We start from the raw sequence: 15781 nt of genomic DNA, 5'->3' as shown, positions 1-15781 counted from the left end.
GCCCCTTCTACCAACCCTTGTAGCCGCCCTCTTCAGAGGGCGGGCTTTTTCTTTCCTCCGCTCCCGCCCCGCTTCTCGGTAGTGGTGTCACTTGAAATTGTTAGAGCCGAATAGTCGCGGTACTCGGAACTTAACTTGCTGCGCTTTATTGGTTTTAGGTTACCTTATTGCATTTGGTCGACCCATCTGGAATGAAGCCCACCCGCACCACCATCATGAGATCATAGATGCGCGCGTAGAAGAACTATGGTAATTTTGCCGCCGGACCCAATGGAACCCAAGAAATCTCTTGTCGAAAGCAAGAAGGCTTTTGAAGATTTCATCAAACGCCTCCGCCTCCTTATTGGCAAGAATCCGAATCTCATCACGGTCACTTTGAGCAACATTTTCACAATGCGGCTGATTGGCAACAAGACGCACGGTGACCTCGCGGAAATCGGAATCTCGGAGTTCATAAACCAGTTTATGTACGACTTCAAATCCGTGCATGTTGGGAAGGACATGTTTAGGGCGAAGGAGCATGAAGAAGATATTAAGGTGATTAACGAAGTGACGAAAGCCGAATTTCCCATCAGCCTTAAGGCTTATGGTGATGGCCCGTTGCAGTTGTCCACGGACAAGAATTCCGAAATGTTCACAACGTTGAAGAAGCACGGGCAAAAGGTTGCAGATAAAAAGGCTATCGGAGAGATTTTAGAGAGCGCCGCTTTCGCTGATTTTTGGAAGATTAATGTACTGCCTTTGATTTACAACGAAACGAAGCAAAGATGCAATATCCTCGTATTCGATTACCAAAAAGCGAGGAACGCTATATCGCTAATCAAGTATGAGGAAGAAGGGCATGGCCGCAAGCATCCCGTTTATCGTTTCTACGATGGAAAGGGAAATTATATCTGCGAGGTGAGGTATGGAGGCACCACAGCGAATGCTTTGCAACGAGGACTGTGGACACACACGAAAAATGGACTGGCCTATTTCGACAGCGTTACAAACGGATGGATCGACTATTCGCATAACCTCGTACTCGTAAAGCTGTTTTCCCATGCCCTTGTAGCGACGGACAAGGGGCATGAAAGTGCTTTGGAGAAACTAAAAGAAGACATAGAAAAGCAGAAAAAGGGAGTATTGAAGTAGCATGGCGACCCTCCCGCTTTTCGATGATGCCTCCGTTCGATGCCCCGAGACCGAAGGAATCAAGTACACGGGTTCAAAACTAAAACTACTCCCTCACATCTTGGACCTGATTGCAAGCGTAAAGCCAAGAACTGTGTTAGACGGTTTTTCCGGAACAACCCGTGTTTCACAAGCTTTGGCACAGCTTGGATATTCCGTGATTTGTAACGATGTGGCTGTGTGGTCGCGCTTCTTCGGGACTTGCTATTTGTTGGGTGAACACCGACCTTCTCAATATGAAAAACTGATAGCTCATTTGAACAGCCTTGAAGGTAAAGACGGATGGCTGACGGAACACTATGGGGGAGACTTACACAACGCGAATGGACTAAAGCACCCGTGGCAACGACGTAACACGAGGAAGGCAGATGCAATCAGAGACGAAATCGAACACCTCCTTCTTTGCGAAGTGGAACGAGCAGTTGCAATTACAAGTCTCATTCTTGCGTTAGACGAAGTTGACAGCACGCTTGGGCATTATGCGTCGTATCTTAAGGAATGGTCCCCGCGTTCGTACAAACCCTTAGTCTTAAGAGTCCCTAGAATCATCCCCAAAAAGAACGATCACGCCGTATATCAACAAGACATTTTTGACCTGATTGCGGACACGGAAGCAGACCTAGCCTATTTTGACCCTCCCTACGGGTCAAGCAATGAAAAGATGCCCCCCTCGAGAATACGCTATGCGGCCTATTACCATTTGTGGACATCTATTTGCCTTTTTGACAACCCCCGTCTTTTTGGCAAGGTTAGGCGTAGAGCGGATTCAAGGGACACCGTCGCGGCTTCCCAATTTGAAGAGTTTCGACGCGGAAAGAGTGGGCGATTCATTGTCGTTGAAGCCATAGAAAAGCTTTTGCGAGAGACTAAGGCGAAGCACATTCTTCTCTCATATAGTTCAGGGGGACGGGCGACCGCTGATGAACTGAATGGTGTGATTAAGACAACCGGTAAGCTTATCAACTTGGTGGAAGTTGATTACAAGAAGAACGTGATGGCGGAAATGAGATGGACAAACGAATGGATTCGAGAAGCCGAAACTCCAAACAGGGAATTCCTCTTTTTGATTGAGAAGAAATGAACGACTAATAAAAGCCATGATTGCAACCGATAGCTACAGGCCATAATTACGGCTGATAGGGTTAAACTCCGCGAGGGCTTTGGGCTGCTGGCAGCACTCGGTTACTTGTAGGAGAGCGTACCCAACTCATTTTCACTGCGGGTAGCTATTTCCATAATTGGGCAAAGCCCCAGAGCCCTCTTTGGAGATCGTTTAGGCTACAATTTCAAATGACACCACTACCCGCTTCTCGCCCAGGCTGACGCCGCACCCGAACTATGGCAAACTAAAAGATTAAACGGCGCGCAGGACTCTCGCAGGTGCCCTGCCGGCCCCCGCAGGGTGCCGCGTCGCCGAGGCCCGCCCCGGGCCGCAAGCCGGGCGGCAGAAAGCTCTGATGGACCCACGCTTCATACGAAATTTTTGCATCATCGCGCACATCGACCACGGCAAGTCCACCCTGGCCGACCGCCTGCTTGAGATGACCGGCGCGCTCACCCAGCGCGAGATGCACGAGCAGGTCCTTGACTCCATGGACCTCGAGCGCGAGCGCGGCATCACCATCAAGGCCAAGAGCATTCGCCTGCACTACAAAGCCAAGGACGGCAACACCTACCGCATCAACCTCATCGACACCCCCGGCCACGTCGATTTCTCCTACGAAGTCTCCCGCGCCCTTTCCGCCTGCGAAGGCGCCCTCCTCGTCGTGGACGCCAGCCAGGGCGTGGAAGCCCAGACCGTGGCCAACACCTTCCTCGCCGCCGCCAGCAACCTCACCATCATTCCGGTGATCAACAAGATCGACCTCCCCGCCGCCCAGCCCGAATTCGTCAAGGAACAGATCGAAAGCGTCCTGGCCATTCCCGCCGCCGACGCCTTGCTCATCAGCGCCAAGACCGGCCTCGGCGTCGAAGACGTCCTGGAAGCCATCGTCAAGCGCGTGCCCCCGCCCAAGGGCAGCGCGGAAAATCCCCTGCAAGCCCTGATCTTCGATTCCTGGTTCGACATCTACCGCGGCGCGGTGGTCCTGGTGCGCGTGATGCAAGGCCGCCTCACCAACCACATGAAGATCCGCCTGTGCTACAGCAACGAAGTCTACGAAGTCGAGCAGATCGGCACGCTCACCCCCAAGCCCGTGGCCCTCGAAGAGCTGGAAGCCGGCGACGTCGGCTTCGTCGTCGCCAACATCAAGCGCGTCGCCGACGCCCGCATGGGCGACACCGTCACCGACGCCGCCCGCCCCGCTCCCGCCCTGCCCGGCTTCGAAGCCATCAAGCCCATGGTCTTCGCCGGCCTCTTCCCCGTCCTCGCCGATGATTACGAGCCGCTGCGCGACGCCCTCGGCAAATTGCAGCTCAATGACGCCGCCTTTTTCTACGAGCCCGAAAATTCCGTGGCCCTGGGCTTCGGCTTCCGCTGCGGCTTCCTCGGCCTGCTGCACATGGAAATCGTCCAGGAGCGCCTCGAGCGCGAATTCGGCCTCAACCTCATCACCACCGCGCCCAGCGTGCGCTACCGCATCACCCGCGTGGGCGGCCAGGCCCTGGAAGTGGACAGCCCCGCCAAATTCCCCAACCCCAGCGACATCGAGAAGATCGAAGAGCCCATCATCAAGGCCATGATCATCACCAACGAGGATTCCGTGGGCGGCATCCTGCAGCTCTGCCAGGAAAAGCGCGGCGTGCAGAAAAATTTCGAGTACCTCTCCCCCACCCGCGTCATGCTCACCTACGAGCTGCCCCTCAACGAAATCGTCCTCGATTTCTACGACCGCCTGAAGAGCGTCTCCCGCGGCTACGCCTCGCTCGATTACCACCTTGCCGGCTACCAGGAATCCGACCTCATCAAGCTCGACGTCCTCGTCGGCGGCGAGCCCGTGGACGCCCTGGCCCTCATCATCCATCGCGATTTCGCCTACGACCGTGGCCGCGAGCTGGTCTCCCGCCTGCGCAAGCTCATTCCCCGGCAGATGTTCGAGGTGCCCATCCAGGCCGCCATCGGCAGCCGCGTCATCGCCCGCGAAACCGTCGCCGCCATGCGCAAAAACGTCCTCGCCAAGTGCTACGGCGGCGACATCTCCCGCAAGCGCAAGCTCCTCGAAAAGCAAAAAGAAGGCAAACGCCGCATGAAGCGCGTCGGCCAGGTGGACATCCCTCAGGAAGCCTTCCTCGCCGTCCTCAAGGTCGCCTCCAGCAGCGACGACGAGTAACCGCCAAACTCACCACCTCATTCTCTGACAGCCGGCTATTCAGCGGAGTGATTTGCGGAATCAGACTTCCTGGAAGCGGACTTCTGGGAAGCCGGGTGGCACTTGCCCGATTAGCGTTAATCAGGACTGAGGCGAGACCTGCCGGGTGCTAACCAAACAGATTGACCGATTTCTGTAACAGAGGACTAGGATTTTCTTCAATCAAAGAGAGCATGATGCGAATCCTGAAAATTGCAGTCCTCTGCATCTTGTCTGCCGAACGGTGCCCTGGAGCGTCACCCACGAGACCATCGCAGGACAGCAAGCGTCAAAGGAAGCGCTTGTTATTCTTTTCGTGACCCGGTAAGCGCCGTTCGGGTGGCCCATGTTATCATCCCACCCGTTATTGCCGATTTCTGACGTGGAACCGGCAGCCCCTTCGCGCCCACGCGCAGAAGTTTCCGCGAGTACGGGGCTTTCTCTTCTAGCCCGAAGGCTAGGAATGGAGGCAGTGATGAACCCGACAGGCAAATTTCTCTCAAGGTGGTGGATTTACCCGGCGACGGCATTCGTACTGCTCGCTGCATCTGCTTGTAATTCTGGGCCGTCCCTGAAAAAGACGGAAGAGAAGCCCGCAGAACAGAATTCCACGTCGTCGGCGCAAAACACCACCGGTCCTGGCATTGACCTCAATTGCATCATTGATCGTATTCAGAATCCGCCAGAAGCGTTCCACTATTCCTATAAGAAAGACGGGTCCAACTACGTAAACGAGGAAGCGGATGTCACCCCGCAGACCATAGATGGCACCTTCAAGAACAATGACATTTCTCGCACGTTTCACGGTGTGCGCTCCGACCGGGATAGCTGGCAAACGGCGTGGACGAGCTTGACGGGGATTTCGGGAATGTCCAGTACAGTCGCGCTTGTGAATCATAGCTCCGCGATGGTCCGCGAAGGCACCGAAAAAGTGAACGGCTACGACGCGATCCGATACTCCATCGACACGGCGCGAGGTTCGGATGCCGAAACCGCCCTCTATCGCAGCACGCTGGGATCCGGTGGCTTCGAAAGAGGAACCGTTTGGGTCACCTCGCAGGGCTGCCCCGTGAAATTCTCCCTCGACTCCGAAATGCACCTCAAAGATGGCAGCGTCCAGAAGGTTCACTACGAAGAAGCGATGATTAAAAAATGAGCCTGTGTCCCGTGTCCTGCTTTTGCTCCTTCGAGAGGGGACACAGATGGCCTGTGCAAAACGTGGGGCGTCCCTCGCCGAATCCGGCAAATTCCGCGCCAAATGTGGCGCCGCTCGTTCTGAATTAGGTTAGGCGCCTGCAGCACGGAATTTCTGCCAGAGCTGTGGCACCCCTTTCACCTCGGCGGATGGCTGAGCCCCGGACAATCCTTGCAATTTCATCTTGCCGCTTCTCCCGGACCCGCAGTAAACTCCGCGCCATAGGCAGTCTCATGGCGAAAGATCCGCAATTTGTCGTCAAGAAACGGGGCGAAAAACTCCCGGCCGTCCTCGGTGACGAGGTATCCGAACAACTCCTCGACGAACTCGATGAACTGGAAGCCCACCTCGACTTTGTAGCCGCCCAGGCATCGGGAGAAACTCCCCTCCCCTTTGACGAAGCCACGGCGCGCATAAAACGTTCCCGCAAGTAAGTTACAAAGTATTTATCCTGCCCAAAAGCTATCCGGCTCTTCATTCGAATGCTTTTCCACAGCCGTTCGAATACATGTCAGTAACATATTGTATCAATATACAATACCTGCTACCATTGCCCGTGCTTCGCCACTCGAACCCCGTCAGCCTCCCGTCTCTGCCCTCTTCCCCTCTCTCGCCACCAGCTCGCCCCGAAGGCTTTATCGGAGCCGCTCGCTTGCCCCGAATTCTTTATCGGGGTCTCTCGCGCGCCCCGAATAGTTTATCGGGGCCTCTATCCTCTTTTGTTTCACACTCTTGCGCACTCTTTTCAACCACGGCGCCCAGCAATCCCTTTACAATCAACCACTTCCCCACTCTTTTCCATCGCACGGGGGGTGGGGTACCCCCGCTCTTTCCGCCTTTTATTTTCAACAACTTCCGCACTCTTCAAATCCCATCGCGCACGCTTCTTTCGCCTCTTTCCCTCGTTACCTCTCTTGATCCGGACCCCTCCTCCCCGAGTCACCGCCCGTCGCAGCACACCTCTTCGTGGCACAGCCATTCCTGGCTGTGCTCCCATGCCTTTCCGCTTCGCGCGGAGGCCGCTCTACTCTTTTTTCTTCACTTCGGTGGTGAGCCGGCCGCGGTGCAACTGGACGCTGACGGCATCGCCCAGCGCGACCTGGTCTGTGGAGCGCAGGACGTTGCCGGCTGCGTCAGTGGCAATCGCGTACCCGCGCTCCAGCACCCGCAGCGGGCTGCGCTCTTCGAGCTGCAGGCGCAGCCGGTCGAGCCGCTCGCGCTTCCTGCGCAGCATCCGCTCCGCGCGCACGCCCAGCTCCGCGGCCACGCGCTCCAGGCGGATGTGCAGCCGCCCGATCTTGGCGCGGAAATCGAAGGAAGCAATGCGCAGGTGCGCCGCGGTGTAGCGCTTGCGCGCCTGCTGCAGCCGCGCGCGCAGGCCCAGCGTCAGCCGCGCGGTCATCTCGTCGGCGCGCTGCCGCTGCTGGCGCAGCAAATCGAGCGGCCGGCGGAAACCCCGCCGCGCGGAGAGCTCGTGCACCCGGCGGCTGAGAACACTCAGCCGGTAACGCAGCTGCTGCGCCAGTGTCTCGCGCAGGTCGGCGATGTGCTTGTCGAATTCGCGGCGCGTCTGCACCACCAGCTCGGCCGCGGCGGAGGGCGTCGAGGCGCGCACGTCGGCGGCGAAATCGGCGATGGTGAAATCGGTCTCGTGGCCCACGCCGCAGATAATCGGGATCAGCGAAGCGGAGATGGCCCGCGCTACGATCTCTTCATTGAAAGCCCAGAGATCCTCGAGCGAGCCGCCGCCGCGCGCCAGGATGACCACGTCGGCGAGCCGCTTGCGGTTGAAGTAGCGCAGCGCTTCCACGATTTCCGCCGCGGCGCCTTCGCCCTGCACGCGCACCGGATAAAGTGTCAGATGCACGTTGGGAAAACGCCGCCGCAGGATGCGCACGACGTCCCGCACCGCGGCGCCGGTCGGCGAGGTGATCAGCCCGATGCGCTGCGGCAGCAGCGGCAGCGGCTTTTTGCGCACGGGATCGAAGAGCCCCTCGGCTTCCAGGCGCTTCTTCATCTGCTCGAAGGCCAGTTGCAGCGCGCCCTGCCCGAGCGGCTCGATATTTTCCACGTAGATCTGATACTCGCCGCGCGCTTCATACACGCTCACCGAGCCGCGCACCGTGACCTTCAATCCGTCCTCGGGGCGAAACTTCATGCCGCGCTGCTGGTTCTTGAAAAACACGCAGCGCACCTGGGCCTTTTCGTCCTTCAGCGTGAAGTAGAAATGCCCGGACTGCGCCAGTTTGCAGTTGGAGATTTCGCCCTGCACCAGGATGTCGGTGAAGTTTTTGCCCAGCAGGTCGCGGATGCGCGCGGTCAGTTCGCTGACCGTCCAGGTTTTGCGCTCCGGCATCAGATTGAAGGTGAGCTGGCTCATAAGGAGTGCGGCGTTTTCCCTGACCCGTGGTTCGTGGTCCGGAAACAGAGGCGCGTCACAAGAAAATACTATTTTGAGCCGCAGCGCAAGGGGCTGCTGCTCTTGAAAATGGAATGCCGCGAAGTTTCCTCCTCGCGGAGCGGAAAGACTTGCCAACGGCGGATTTTTGCTGACAACTTTTCTGCAAACCCTCATCAATTCCTGGCATCAGTTTTTTGCGTTTGCCTTCTAACTGCGCGGGGCCGAAGATGCGGCTTGGAGCAAGCGGGAGGGTCCATCCAAACACTTCTGACAGTACCTTCGGTTGCCGGAGGAGCTTCTGAACCCAAGCGGAGAGCCGCAGAAGAGCTCGAGGCCCGCCGCCTCTCGGCCCTGCCGCTCCTTGCGAGCGGCGAATCGTTGTCCGCGATTGCCCGGAAATTCGGGGTGAGCCGCCAGGCGGTTCATCAATGGGCCCAGGAATATCGCCGGCAAGGTGCAGAGGGATTGCGCCGCCGGGCCCGGCCTGGGCGTCCGCCGAAGCTGACCCCCGGGCAACTGGCGCAACTCCCGCGCCTTTTAGCGCGTGATGCCAGAGCCTACGGCTTTGCGGCAGCGGTGTGGACCTCGCAACGCATCGCCGATCTGCTCTGGAAGCGCTTCCGGGTTCGCTATACCCGGGACCATATTCCCTACCTGCTGCACCGGCTCGGATGGAGCCGGAAGGAACAAAGGGCCCACCCACATCAGCGGCGAAAGTGGCCGGCGAACCAAAGCAGCAAACTAAGGCCGAGGCCGTTGACCGCTTCGCGGTCACGCCTAGAAAGGACAATGCAGGTGACGATGGGAAAGTAGAAAGGGCGCAGCAAGCTGCGCCCCTGCAATCGAACTCCATCGGAATTTGCGCGGGCCTCAGATGAGGTCGAGGCCGGCGAAGAAGTAGCCGATCTCGAAGGCCGCGGTATCGGAAGCGTCGGAGCCGTGGGTACAGTTGCTGCCGATGCTGGTGCCGAGGTCGCGGCGGATGGTGCCGGGAGCGGCCTTAGCGGGGTCGGTGGCGCCCATGGTATCGCGCCACCTGGCGATGGCGCCTTCACCTTCGAGGACCAGGGCCACGATCTTGCCGGAACTCATAAAGTCGGTGAGTTCGCCGAAGAAGGGCCGGGCCTTGTGCACGGCGTAGAAGCCGCCGGCTTCCTCTTTGGTGAGGCGCATGGACTTGATGGCCACGATGGCGAAGCCGGCCTTGTGGATGCGGGATAGAATTTCGCCGGTGAGGCCGCGCCCGACGGCGTCCGGCTTGATGATTGCGAAGGTGCGTTCGAGTGCCACGAATATCTCCTAGCGAAGTAATGAGATCGCGAAGTATCGAGGTAACGAGAAGAGCCTCGTCATTTCAAAGCGGCAGCGACGGTCGAGCCGAGGTCCGCGGGGGTTTCGACGCAGCGGATGCCGGCGGCGCTCATGGCCGCGTATTTGTCCTTGGCGGTGCCCTGCCCGCCGCTGATGATCGCGCCGGCATGGCCCATGCGGCGGCCCGGCGGCGCCGTCTGCCCGGCAATGAAGCCGACGACGGGCTTCTTCACGTGGGTCTTGATGTATTCCGCGGCCACCTCTTCGGCGTTGCCGCCGATTTCGCCGATGAGAATGACGGCCTGCGTATCCGGATCTTCGTTGAAAAGCTTGATGGCGTCCAGGAAAGTGGTGCCGATGATGGGATCGCCGCCGATGCCGATGCAGGTGGACTGGCCGATGCCGAGGCGCGACAACTGGTCCACGGCTTCGTAGGTCAGGGTGCCGCTGCGGCTGACCACGCCGACGTGGCCCTGCCGGTGGATGCGTCCGGGCATGATACCAATCTTGCACTTCCCCGGAGAGATAATGCCAGGGCAGTTGGGGCCGATCAGACGGAGGGTGCTGAAATCCACGGCGGCCTTCACGCGCACCATGTCCAGCACGGGAATGCCTTCGGTGATGCACACGACGAGGGGGATGCGCGCGTCGGCGGCTTCCAGGATGGCGTCCGCGGCAAAAGGCGGCGGAACGAAAATCACGGAAGCGTTGGCGCCGGTCTCTTTCGCGGCGTCGAACACGGTGTTGAAGACGGGCCGCTCGAGGTGCTTGGTGCCGCCCTTGCCGGGGGTGACGCCACCGACGACGTTGGTGCCGTACTCGATCATCTGCTGAGCGTGGAAGGTGCCTTCGCGTCCGGTGAAGCCCTGGACGAGGAGGCGCGTTTTTTCGCTGGCCAGAACACTCATCGCGCACCTCCCGCCAGCGCTACGACCTTTTGCGCGCCGTCCTTCATGCCGTTGGCGATGGTGAAGTTCAAACCGCTGTCGCGGAGAATCTGCTGGCCGAGTTCCACGTTTGTGCCTTCCATGCGGACCACCACCGGAACCCCCAGATGCAAATCTTTCGCGGCGGCAACCACGCCGGTGGCGAGGACGTCGCAGCGGAGGATGCCGCCGAATATGTTGATGAACACGGCCTTCACGGCCGGGTCGCTCATGAGGATGCGGAAGGCGTTCTTGACCTGGTCGGCCGAGGCGCCGCCGCCGACATCGAGGAAGTTGGCAGGCGAGCCGCCGGCGTACTTGATGATGTCCATGGTGGCCATGGCCAGGCCCGCGCCGTTGACCATGCAGGCGACACTGCCGTCGAGCTTGATGTAGTTGAGGCCGTACTTGGAGGCTTCCACCTCGAGGGGATCTTCCTCGTCGAGGTCGCGGAGTTCGCGAAGCTCCTTGTGGCGGTAGAGGCCGCTGTCATCGAAGGTCATCTTGGCGTCGAGGGCCACGAGGCGGCCGTCGCCGGTAAGGACGCAGGGATTGATTTCGAGCATGGAGGCGTCAGTGTCAACGAACGCGCGGTACAGCGCCTGGAAAAACGGCGTGGCGGTGCCGACCACTTCGGCGGGCAGGTCCAGGCCGAAAGCGATTTTGCGCGCCTGGTACGGCTGCAGACCGACCACGGGATTAATGGCCTCGCGCAGGATGGCGCCGGGATTGTCCTTGGCGACCTCTTCGATTTCCATGCCGCCCGCGGCGCTGGCCATGAAAACGGGGGAACCGGTAGCGCGGTCCACGAGGATGCCGAGATAGAGCTCGCGCTTGATATCCAGGCCCTCTTCGATGAGCAGGCGCTTCACGATGCGGCCGGCGGGGCCGGTCTGCGGGGTGACCAGTTTCATCCCCAGAATTTTGCTGGCCAGCTCCGCGGCTTCGTCGGCCGAACGGGCCAGCTTGACGCCGCCGGCTTTGCCGCGGCCGCCGGCGTGGATCTGCGCCTTGACGACGACCACCGGCGATTTCAGGCGCTGCGCGGCCTCGCGGGCTTCTTCCTTGCTGAAGGCCACTTCGCCGCGCGGCGTGGTTACGCCATAACGGGCGAGAATGGCTTTTGCCTGGTACTCATGAATCTTCATCGGGCTACCGTCTGTTCTGGATTTTGGCTGCTCTCAAAACATAGAAGTGTACCCGGAACAGCGCGCAGGGGCAAGGAAGAGCGGGATCGGTTAGTGGATTAGTTTCCGTATGCCAACTATGCGTTCACGTAACCGCCGAGCAAATCGGGTCCGACGATAACCTCCGAGTGCGCGATCATACGGAAGTTACCGCATGATGGCTCGAATCGAGATGCCGAGTACGGCCACTTCTACGGGTAGCGTGTAATGCAATCAAGTACAAACAGACTGAAACCGCGTGCCATTCCTTATCATGGCACTAGCGATTGTTCATCAAGGTCTCTTGGCAGTTTGGAACGGAACACACCAACAATACTCGAAACTGCGTCGGGATAACTTCGGGTCCAGGTAGCAACAAATGCCTCCCGCACCCGTGTCTCGGGAATCAGTCCGAGCAGCTTCCCAACCTGACTGAAAAGCAAATGTGGATCCCGGTTGGTGTTTCGCACGCTGCGAATAATCTGCGTTACCCTATCGTGCTCTTCGTATGGACGCAGCAGCGCGACCGCCAATTCTCCTGCAACTGTATCCAATTTCGCCATTATTTGGTCGAATATGAAGGACTCAGGACTCTGGCCGGGAAGTCGAAATATTCCACCGCTTGCGTCTTCCACCTGCTTCGAGTCGCCGTCGATAAGGCAAATTCCCGGTTGTTGAACTGTCGGATCTAGATTGTGGGAGCGGCACACCCGTACGGCTGTGCCATCACCCTCCATGGAGTGAACGCTTATGGCGTCCATGGCGAGCCCTGGAATCGAGCGTAATATTTCCTCTGCCCACACTTTTGAAAATGTATCCTCAACGAAAATGACCAGCTTTGAATCAACCTGGCCGCTGATAGCTCTAAGGGAACCGATGTCTAATTTACCCTGGAAGAGTTGGCCATTCACTGCTGCCCATATCGCTTTATCAGGAAGTGGTCGCAGCGCATCATTTGAATGCGTTGTAAATATGGCTTGAATCTTTCTTCTCTCGGCCAATTCGATAAGGTACTCAACCATCCTGACAGTGGCAACCGGATGGAGCCCATTCTCAATCTCTTCAATGAGAACAAGCGAGTTTTCCGGCACTGACTCGAGAACGGTCGCCATTCTGATGACACTCGACTCCCCTGCACCGAAATGGAACTCCGAGTAACCCTTGCCATCTGAAGTCGTCCCAGCGAGTAACGTAACTCGGCCCCGCTTATCAACCTTCACGACAGAAAATGTCGAAACATTCTTGTCGAGAATCTGACCGACAGCTTGGGCCGCCGCTGTTCCAAGCTTAACTATTTGATCTTGTGGCACATCAAAGCGTCCGGAGATGCATCGTCGCATCTCTTTTCGCTCGGTTGCCGGAACTGTACGCGACACGCCAAAAATTCTCACGTCGCGATCTAGTCCCTCGCGCGACCACTTGTAGTTGGTAAAGTTAGCAGATCGGCGAATAGTGTCGTTTTTGCGGATCGCTTGGTCAATCAGTTCGTAATCAAAACGCCAATTCTGCATGTTCTCATCGAACTTTCCACTCTTTGAGAAATACAGGGATGGCTTAATATTTTTATAAGCACATGCCGCAGCGCCGAGGACAGTTGTCTTGCCACCCCCGTTCGGTCCGACAAGCGCTGTCACCGGAAAGTCAAAGGAGAGCGTTTTATCACTAAAGGCTCTGGCTTTTACAATGCTGATCTTGAGCAGGTACTTACCGTAGTTTTTATTCGAGACCTTCTCAAGTAGTTGGTTTATCGACGAGCTTCTGATTTGGCTTTGATGTGCCAAGTTTGTATCCATCGTGCTTTTCATTAGAACCATAAATTATCGACGGATCAAGCATATTCGTTTATTAGAGTGCGGAGCCGTGTCTGCAGCCATAATATGCATGAAAATTCTCGCCCGGATTCCGTCGTGATCTTCCAGATTTACATTTATTGGTATGAACGGCCCCTGACTCCAGCGACCGGACTGTCACCATGCCCGACTCGGCGGCCATTTGGCCGAGCGGTCGACTAACCGGAGACGTGGTGCGCCTTTCCTTTGTGGCGATTGTGTCCGAGTGACGACGCACTCTGAAGTAATGCGCTTGTTTGTATCACGCGCTCAACCGAAACTGACCCGCTACCCGGGCTCACATTTCCCGCGGGCAGCCTCGCGGCGCGCCGGGAGTGGCTGCAGGGCGGGTGAGAGAAGGCGGAGAGGCGATCTTTTGCGGCGCAGGGATGATGATGCGGCGCAGGCCCTGCGGCTTTGTGTGGCGGGGGCGCCACTGGGATAGTATGAAAGAGGGAGAAAACGCGGATTCAGCCGCGCTTATGCACAAGGAAATTCTGGAACGGGTGGAAGCGGGCGGGCACCTCGCGCGCGCGGAAGCCGAAGGGGCGATGGAAGAGCTGCTCGCCGGGCGGGCCGGGCACGAGGAGATCGTGCGGCTACTGGGAGCGCTGCGCGCACGGCCCTACGGCGTGGAAGAGCTGACGGGCTTCGCCACCGCCATGCGGCGGCATGCGCAGCCGGTCTTCGCGCCAGGGGAAGCGCGGCCGGAACACCTGGTGGACACCTGCGGCACGGGCGGGGACGGAGCGGGCACGTTCAACATTTCCACGGCGGCGGCGATTGTGGCCGCGGGAGCGGGAGCGCGGGTGGCCAAGCATGGCAACCGCAGTTCGGCGAGCAATGGCAGCGGCTCCGCCGACGTGCTGGAAGCGCTGGGGGTATGCCTGGATCTGCCGCTGGAGCGCGTGGGCGCGGCCATCCGCGAGATCGGCATCGGATTCATCTTTGCCCAACTGGCGCACACTTCCATGCGCCATGCGGTGGCGGCGCGGCGGGAGCTGGGCGGACGCACGGTGTTCAACCTGCTGGGGCCGCTGACGAACCCCGCGGGAGCGCCGGCGCAGGTTCTGGGCGTGTTCACGGCCGAGGTGCTGGAGCTGATGGCGGCGACGCTGGTGGAGCTGGGAGTGGAGCGGGCGTTTGTGGTGCACGGGGCCGGAGGGCTGGACGAAATTGCGCTGGCGGGAGAGACGCAGGTCGCCGAAGTGCGGCACGGAAGCGTGCGCCGCTACACGGTGACCCCGGAAGAGTTTGGGGTCGCACGGGCAGCGCAGGAAGCGATCCGCGGCGGGGACGCCGCGGAAAATGCCGCGCTGATCCGGCGCATCCTGGCCGGCGAGCCGGGTGCGCCGCGGGACATCGTGGCGATCAACGCCGCGGCCGCGCTGGTGGCCGCCGGCGTCAGTGAGAATTTCCGTGAGGGGGCGCGGCGGGCGGCGCAAGCGATCGATAGCGGGGCGGCGTGGGAGAAGCTGCGGGAGCTGGTGGAGTACCACTGAAAAGATTGGCGAAGAAGGCGAACAGGAGAAGAGAAAGATAACGCGGAGACGCAGAGAACGCAGACGGAAGAAAAGAAGAGGGCCTGGCGCGGGGAGAACCGGGACATGCAATGGTGCTGTGCCGCAGCGGGCGGGGCAAGCTGGCCCATCCCCCTACAGCGTGATTCTGGGGAGAGACAGGATAACGCAGAGACGCAGAGAACGCAGAGGGAAGAAAAGAAGAGGGCCTGGCGCGGGAAGCGGCGGAACAGGCAAACGTGCTCGCGCTGCAGCGGGCGGGGCAAGCTGGCCCATCCCTTACAGCGTGACGCTTGTGAGAAATGCGGGTTAGGGGCGGTCGGGGCTTTCGAAAACTTCGTGGATGGCCCACTCGGTGGCCCAGGCGATGGGGATAATAATGTAGAGCTTGTACTTTGCGCGGCTGCGCCCGGCGGCGCGCACCGGCAAGGGAGCCTGTTCCGCGGAAGGCTGGCCGCGAGGCGGATCGAGGACGGCCCGATACGTGGCACCTTCCGGGATCACTTCGCTTTCGCCGTTGTAGCTGAATTCCAGTGCGCCGCGGCGCACGACAACGTAGAACTCCTTGGGCCCCAGGATGCTGACCTGGGCAACGGTTACACGGTCGCCCACAGTGCGCAATGCAGCGCCGTTGACCGCGATACCGACGGATGCCGCTGGCGCGGCGGAAACACTCATGGTGCCGCCAAGCAGAGTGGCCTGCGTGCCGTAATCCGCGCGGCGCAGGGTGACCACGCTCCCCCCACCGAGGTGAACCTGCGCGGTACCAATGCGCAGGCGCAAGGCGCCATCTGTAATGGTCCGGAACTGATCGCCGTCGAAGACCGTGGCTCCGGCCGAGACTGCGCCCGAACCCAGCTGGGCCCCAGAGGCCTGAAGGACCACACCCATAGCGGCCGGGCGCGCCCAGACGACAGGTGCGCTCCCCAGCATGGCCGACAAGAGCAAGGCCACGAGAGCTCTATTCATGATC

The 15781-nt window shown here is 59.3% G+C and carries 13 protein-coding genes; 7 read left to right on the top strand and 6 right to left on the bottom strand.

Annotated features, from left to right (window positions below; translation table 11 throughout):
- Positions 1–270 precede the first annotated feature (270 nt).
- The 5 genes from LAN61_12730 to LAN61_12710 all read left to right on the top strand — a co-directional run bounded on the left by LAN61_12730 (position 271) and on the right by LAN61_12710 (position 6089).
- Positions 271–1134, top strand: coding sequence for a hypothetical protein (locus LAN61_12730; protein ID MBZ5541373.1), 864 nt, complete (start codon positions 271–273; stop codon positions 1132–1134).
- 1 nt (position 1135) lies between these two features.
- Positions 1136–2254, top strand: a complete 1119-nt coding sequence (locus LAN61_12725) for a DNA adenine methylase (protein MBZ5541372.1) — start codon at positions 1136–1138, stop codon at positions 2252–2254.
- 376 nt (positions 2255–2630) lie between these two features.
- Complete coding sequence (lepA, locus tag LAN61_12720; GenBank protein MBZ5541371.1) at positions 2631–4442, top strand: translation elongation factor 4; 1812 nt, start codon at positions 2631–2633, stop codon at positions 4440–4442.
- A gap of 493 nt (positions 4443–4935) precedes the next feature.
- On the top strand, positions 4936–5616 hold the full coding sequence (locus LAN61_12715; GenBank protein ID MBZ5541370.1) for a hypothetical protein: 681 nt from the start codon (positions 4936–4938) through the stop codon (positions 5614–5616).
- Between the two features lie 272 nt (positions 5617–5888).
- A complete protein-coding gene (locus LAN61_12710; protein ID MBZ5541369.1) occupies positions 5889–6089 on the top strand; it encodes a hypothetical protein in 201 nt (66 codons plus the stop codon).
- 590 nt (positions 6090–6679) lie between these two features.
- Here LAN61_12710 and xseA read toward each other — a convergent pair.
- A complete protein-coding gene (xseA, locus tag LAN61_12705; GenBank protein ID MBZ5541368.1) occupies positions 6680–8035 on the bottom strand; it encodes an exodeoxyribonuclease VII large subunit in 1356 nt (451 codons plus the stop codon).
- A gap of 426 nt (positions 8036–8461) precedes the next feature.
- Here xseA and LAN61_12700 point away from each other — a divergent pair, with 426 nt between their 5' ends.
- A complete protein-coding gene (locus LAN61_12700) occupies positions 8462–8869 on the top strand; it encodes a helix-turn-helix domain-containing protein (protein ID MBZ5541367.1) in 408 nt (135 codons plus the stop codon).
- A gap of 57 nt (positions 8870–8926) precedes the next feature.
- On the opposite strand, the gene ndk is transcribed toward LAN61_12700, so the two are convergent.
- The 4 genes from ndk to LAN61_12680 all read right to left on the bottom strand — a co-directional run bounded on the left by ndk (position 8927) and on the right by LAN61_12680 (position 13252).
- Complete coding sequence (gene ndk / locus LAN61_12695; protein MBZ5541366.1) at positions 8927–9346, bottom strand: nucleoside-diphosphate kinase; 420 nt, start codon at positions 9344–9346, stop codon at positions 8927–8929.
- A gap of 59 nt (positions 9347–9405) precedes the next feature.
- Positions 9406–10275: a succinate--CoA ligase subunit alpha gene (gene sucD, locus LAN61_12690; protein ID MBZ5541365.1), complete on the bottom strand. Its 870-nt coding sequence runs from the start codon at positions 10273–10275 to the stop codon at positions 9406–9408.
- Positions 10272–11441 (bottom strand): ADP-forming succinate--CoA ligase subunit beta, encoded by a 1170-nt coding sequence (gene sucC, locus LAN61_12685; GenBank protein MBZ5541364.1) that lies wholly within the window; start codon positions 11439–11441, stop codon positions 10272–10274. Before sucC ends, sucD begins: the two co-directional genes overlap by 4 nt.
- 290 nt (positions 11442–11731) lie before the next feature.
- Complete coding sequence (locus tag LAN61_12680) at positions 11732–13252, bottom strand: AAA family ATPase (GenBank protein MBZ5541363.1); 1521 nt, start codon at positions 13250–13252, stop codon at positions 11732–11734.
- Positions 13253–13770: 518 nt separating this feature from the next.
- Here LAN61_12680 and trpD point away from each other — a divergent pair.
- The gene (trpD, locus tag LAN61_12675) at positions 13771–14790 is read left to right on the top strand and encodes an anthranilate phosphoribosyltransferase (GenBank protein ID MBZ5541362.1); all 1020 of its coding nucleotides are present in this window, start codon (positions 13771–13773) and stop codon (positions 14788–14790) included.
- 327 nt (positions 14791–15117) lie between these two features.
- Here trpD and LAN61_12670 read toward each other — a convergent pair whose 3' ends face one another.
- Positions 15118–15777 carry a hypothetical protein gene (locus LAN61_12670; GenBank protein MBZ5541361.1) on the bottom strand — a complete coding sequence of 220 codons (660 nt, stop codon included), beginning with the start codon at positions 15775–15777 and terminating at the stop codon, positions 15118–15120.
- Positions 15778–15781: the final 4 nt, after the last annotated feature.

The organism is Terriglobia bacterium, from assembly GCA_020072785.1.
Taxonomy (GTDB): Bacteria; Acidobacteriota; Terriglobia; order Acidiferrales; family UBA7541; genus Acidiferrum.
This window is presented reverse-complemented; position numbering and strand designations above follow the sequence as displayed.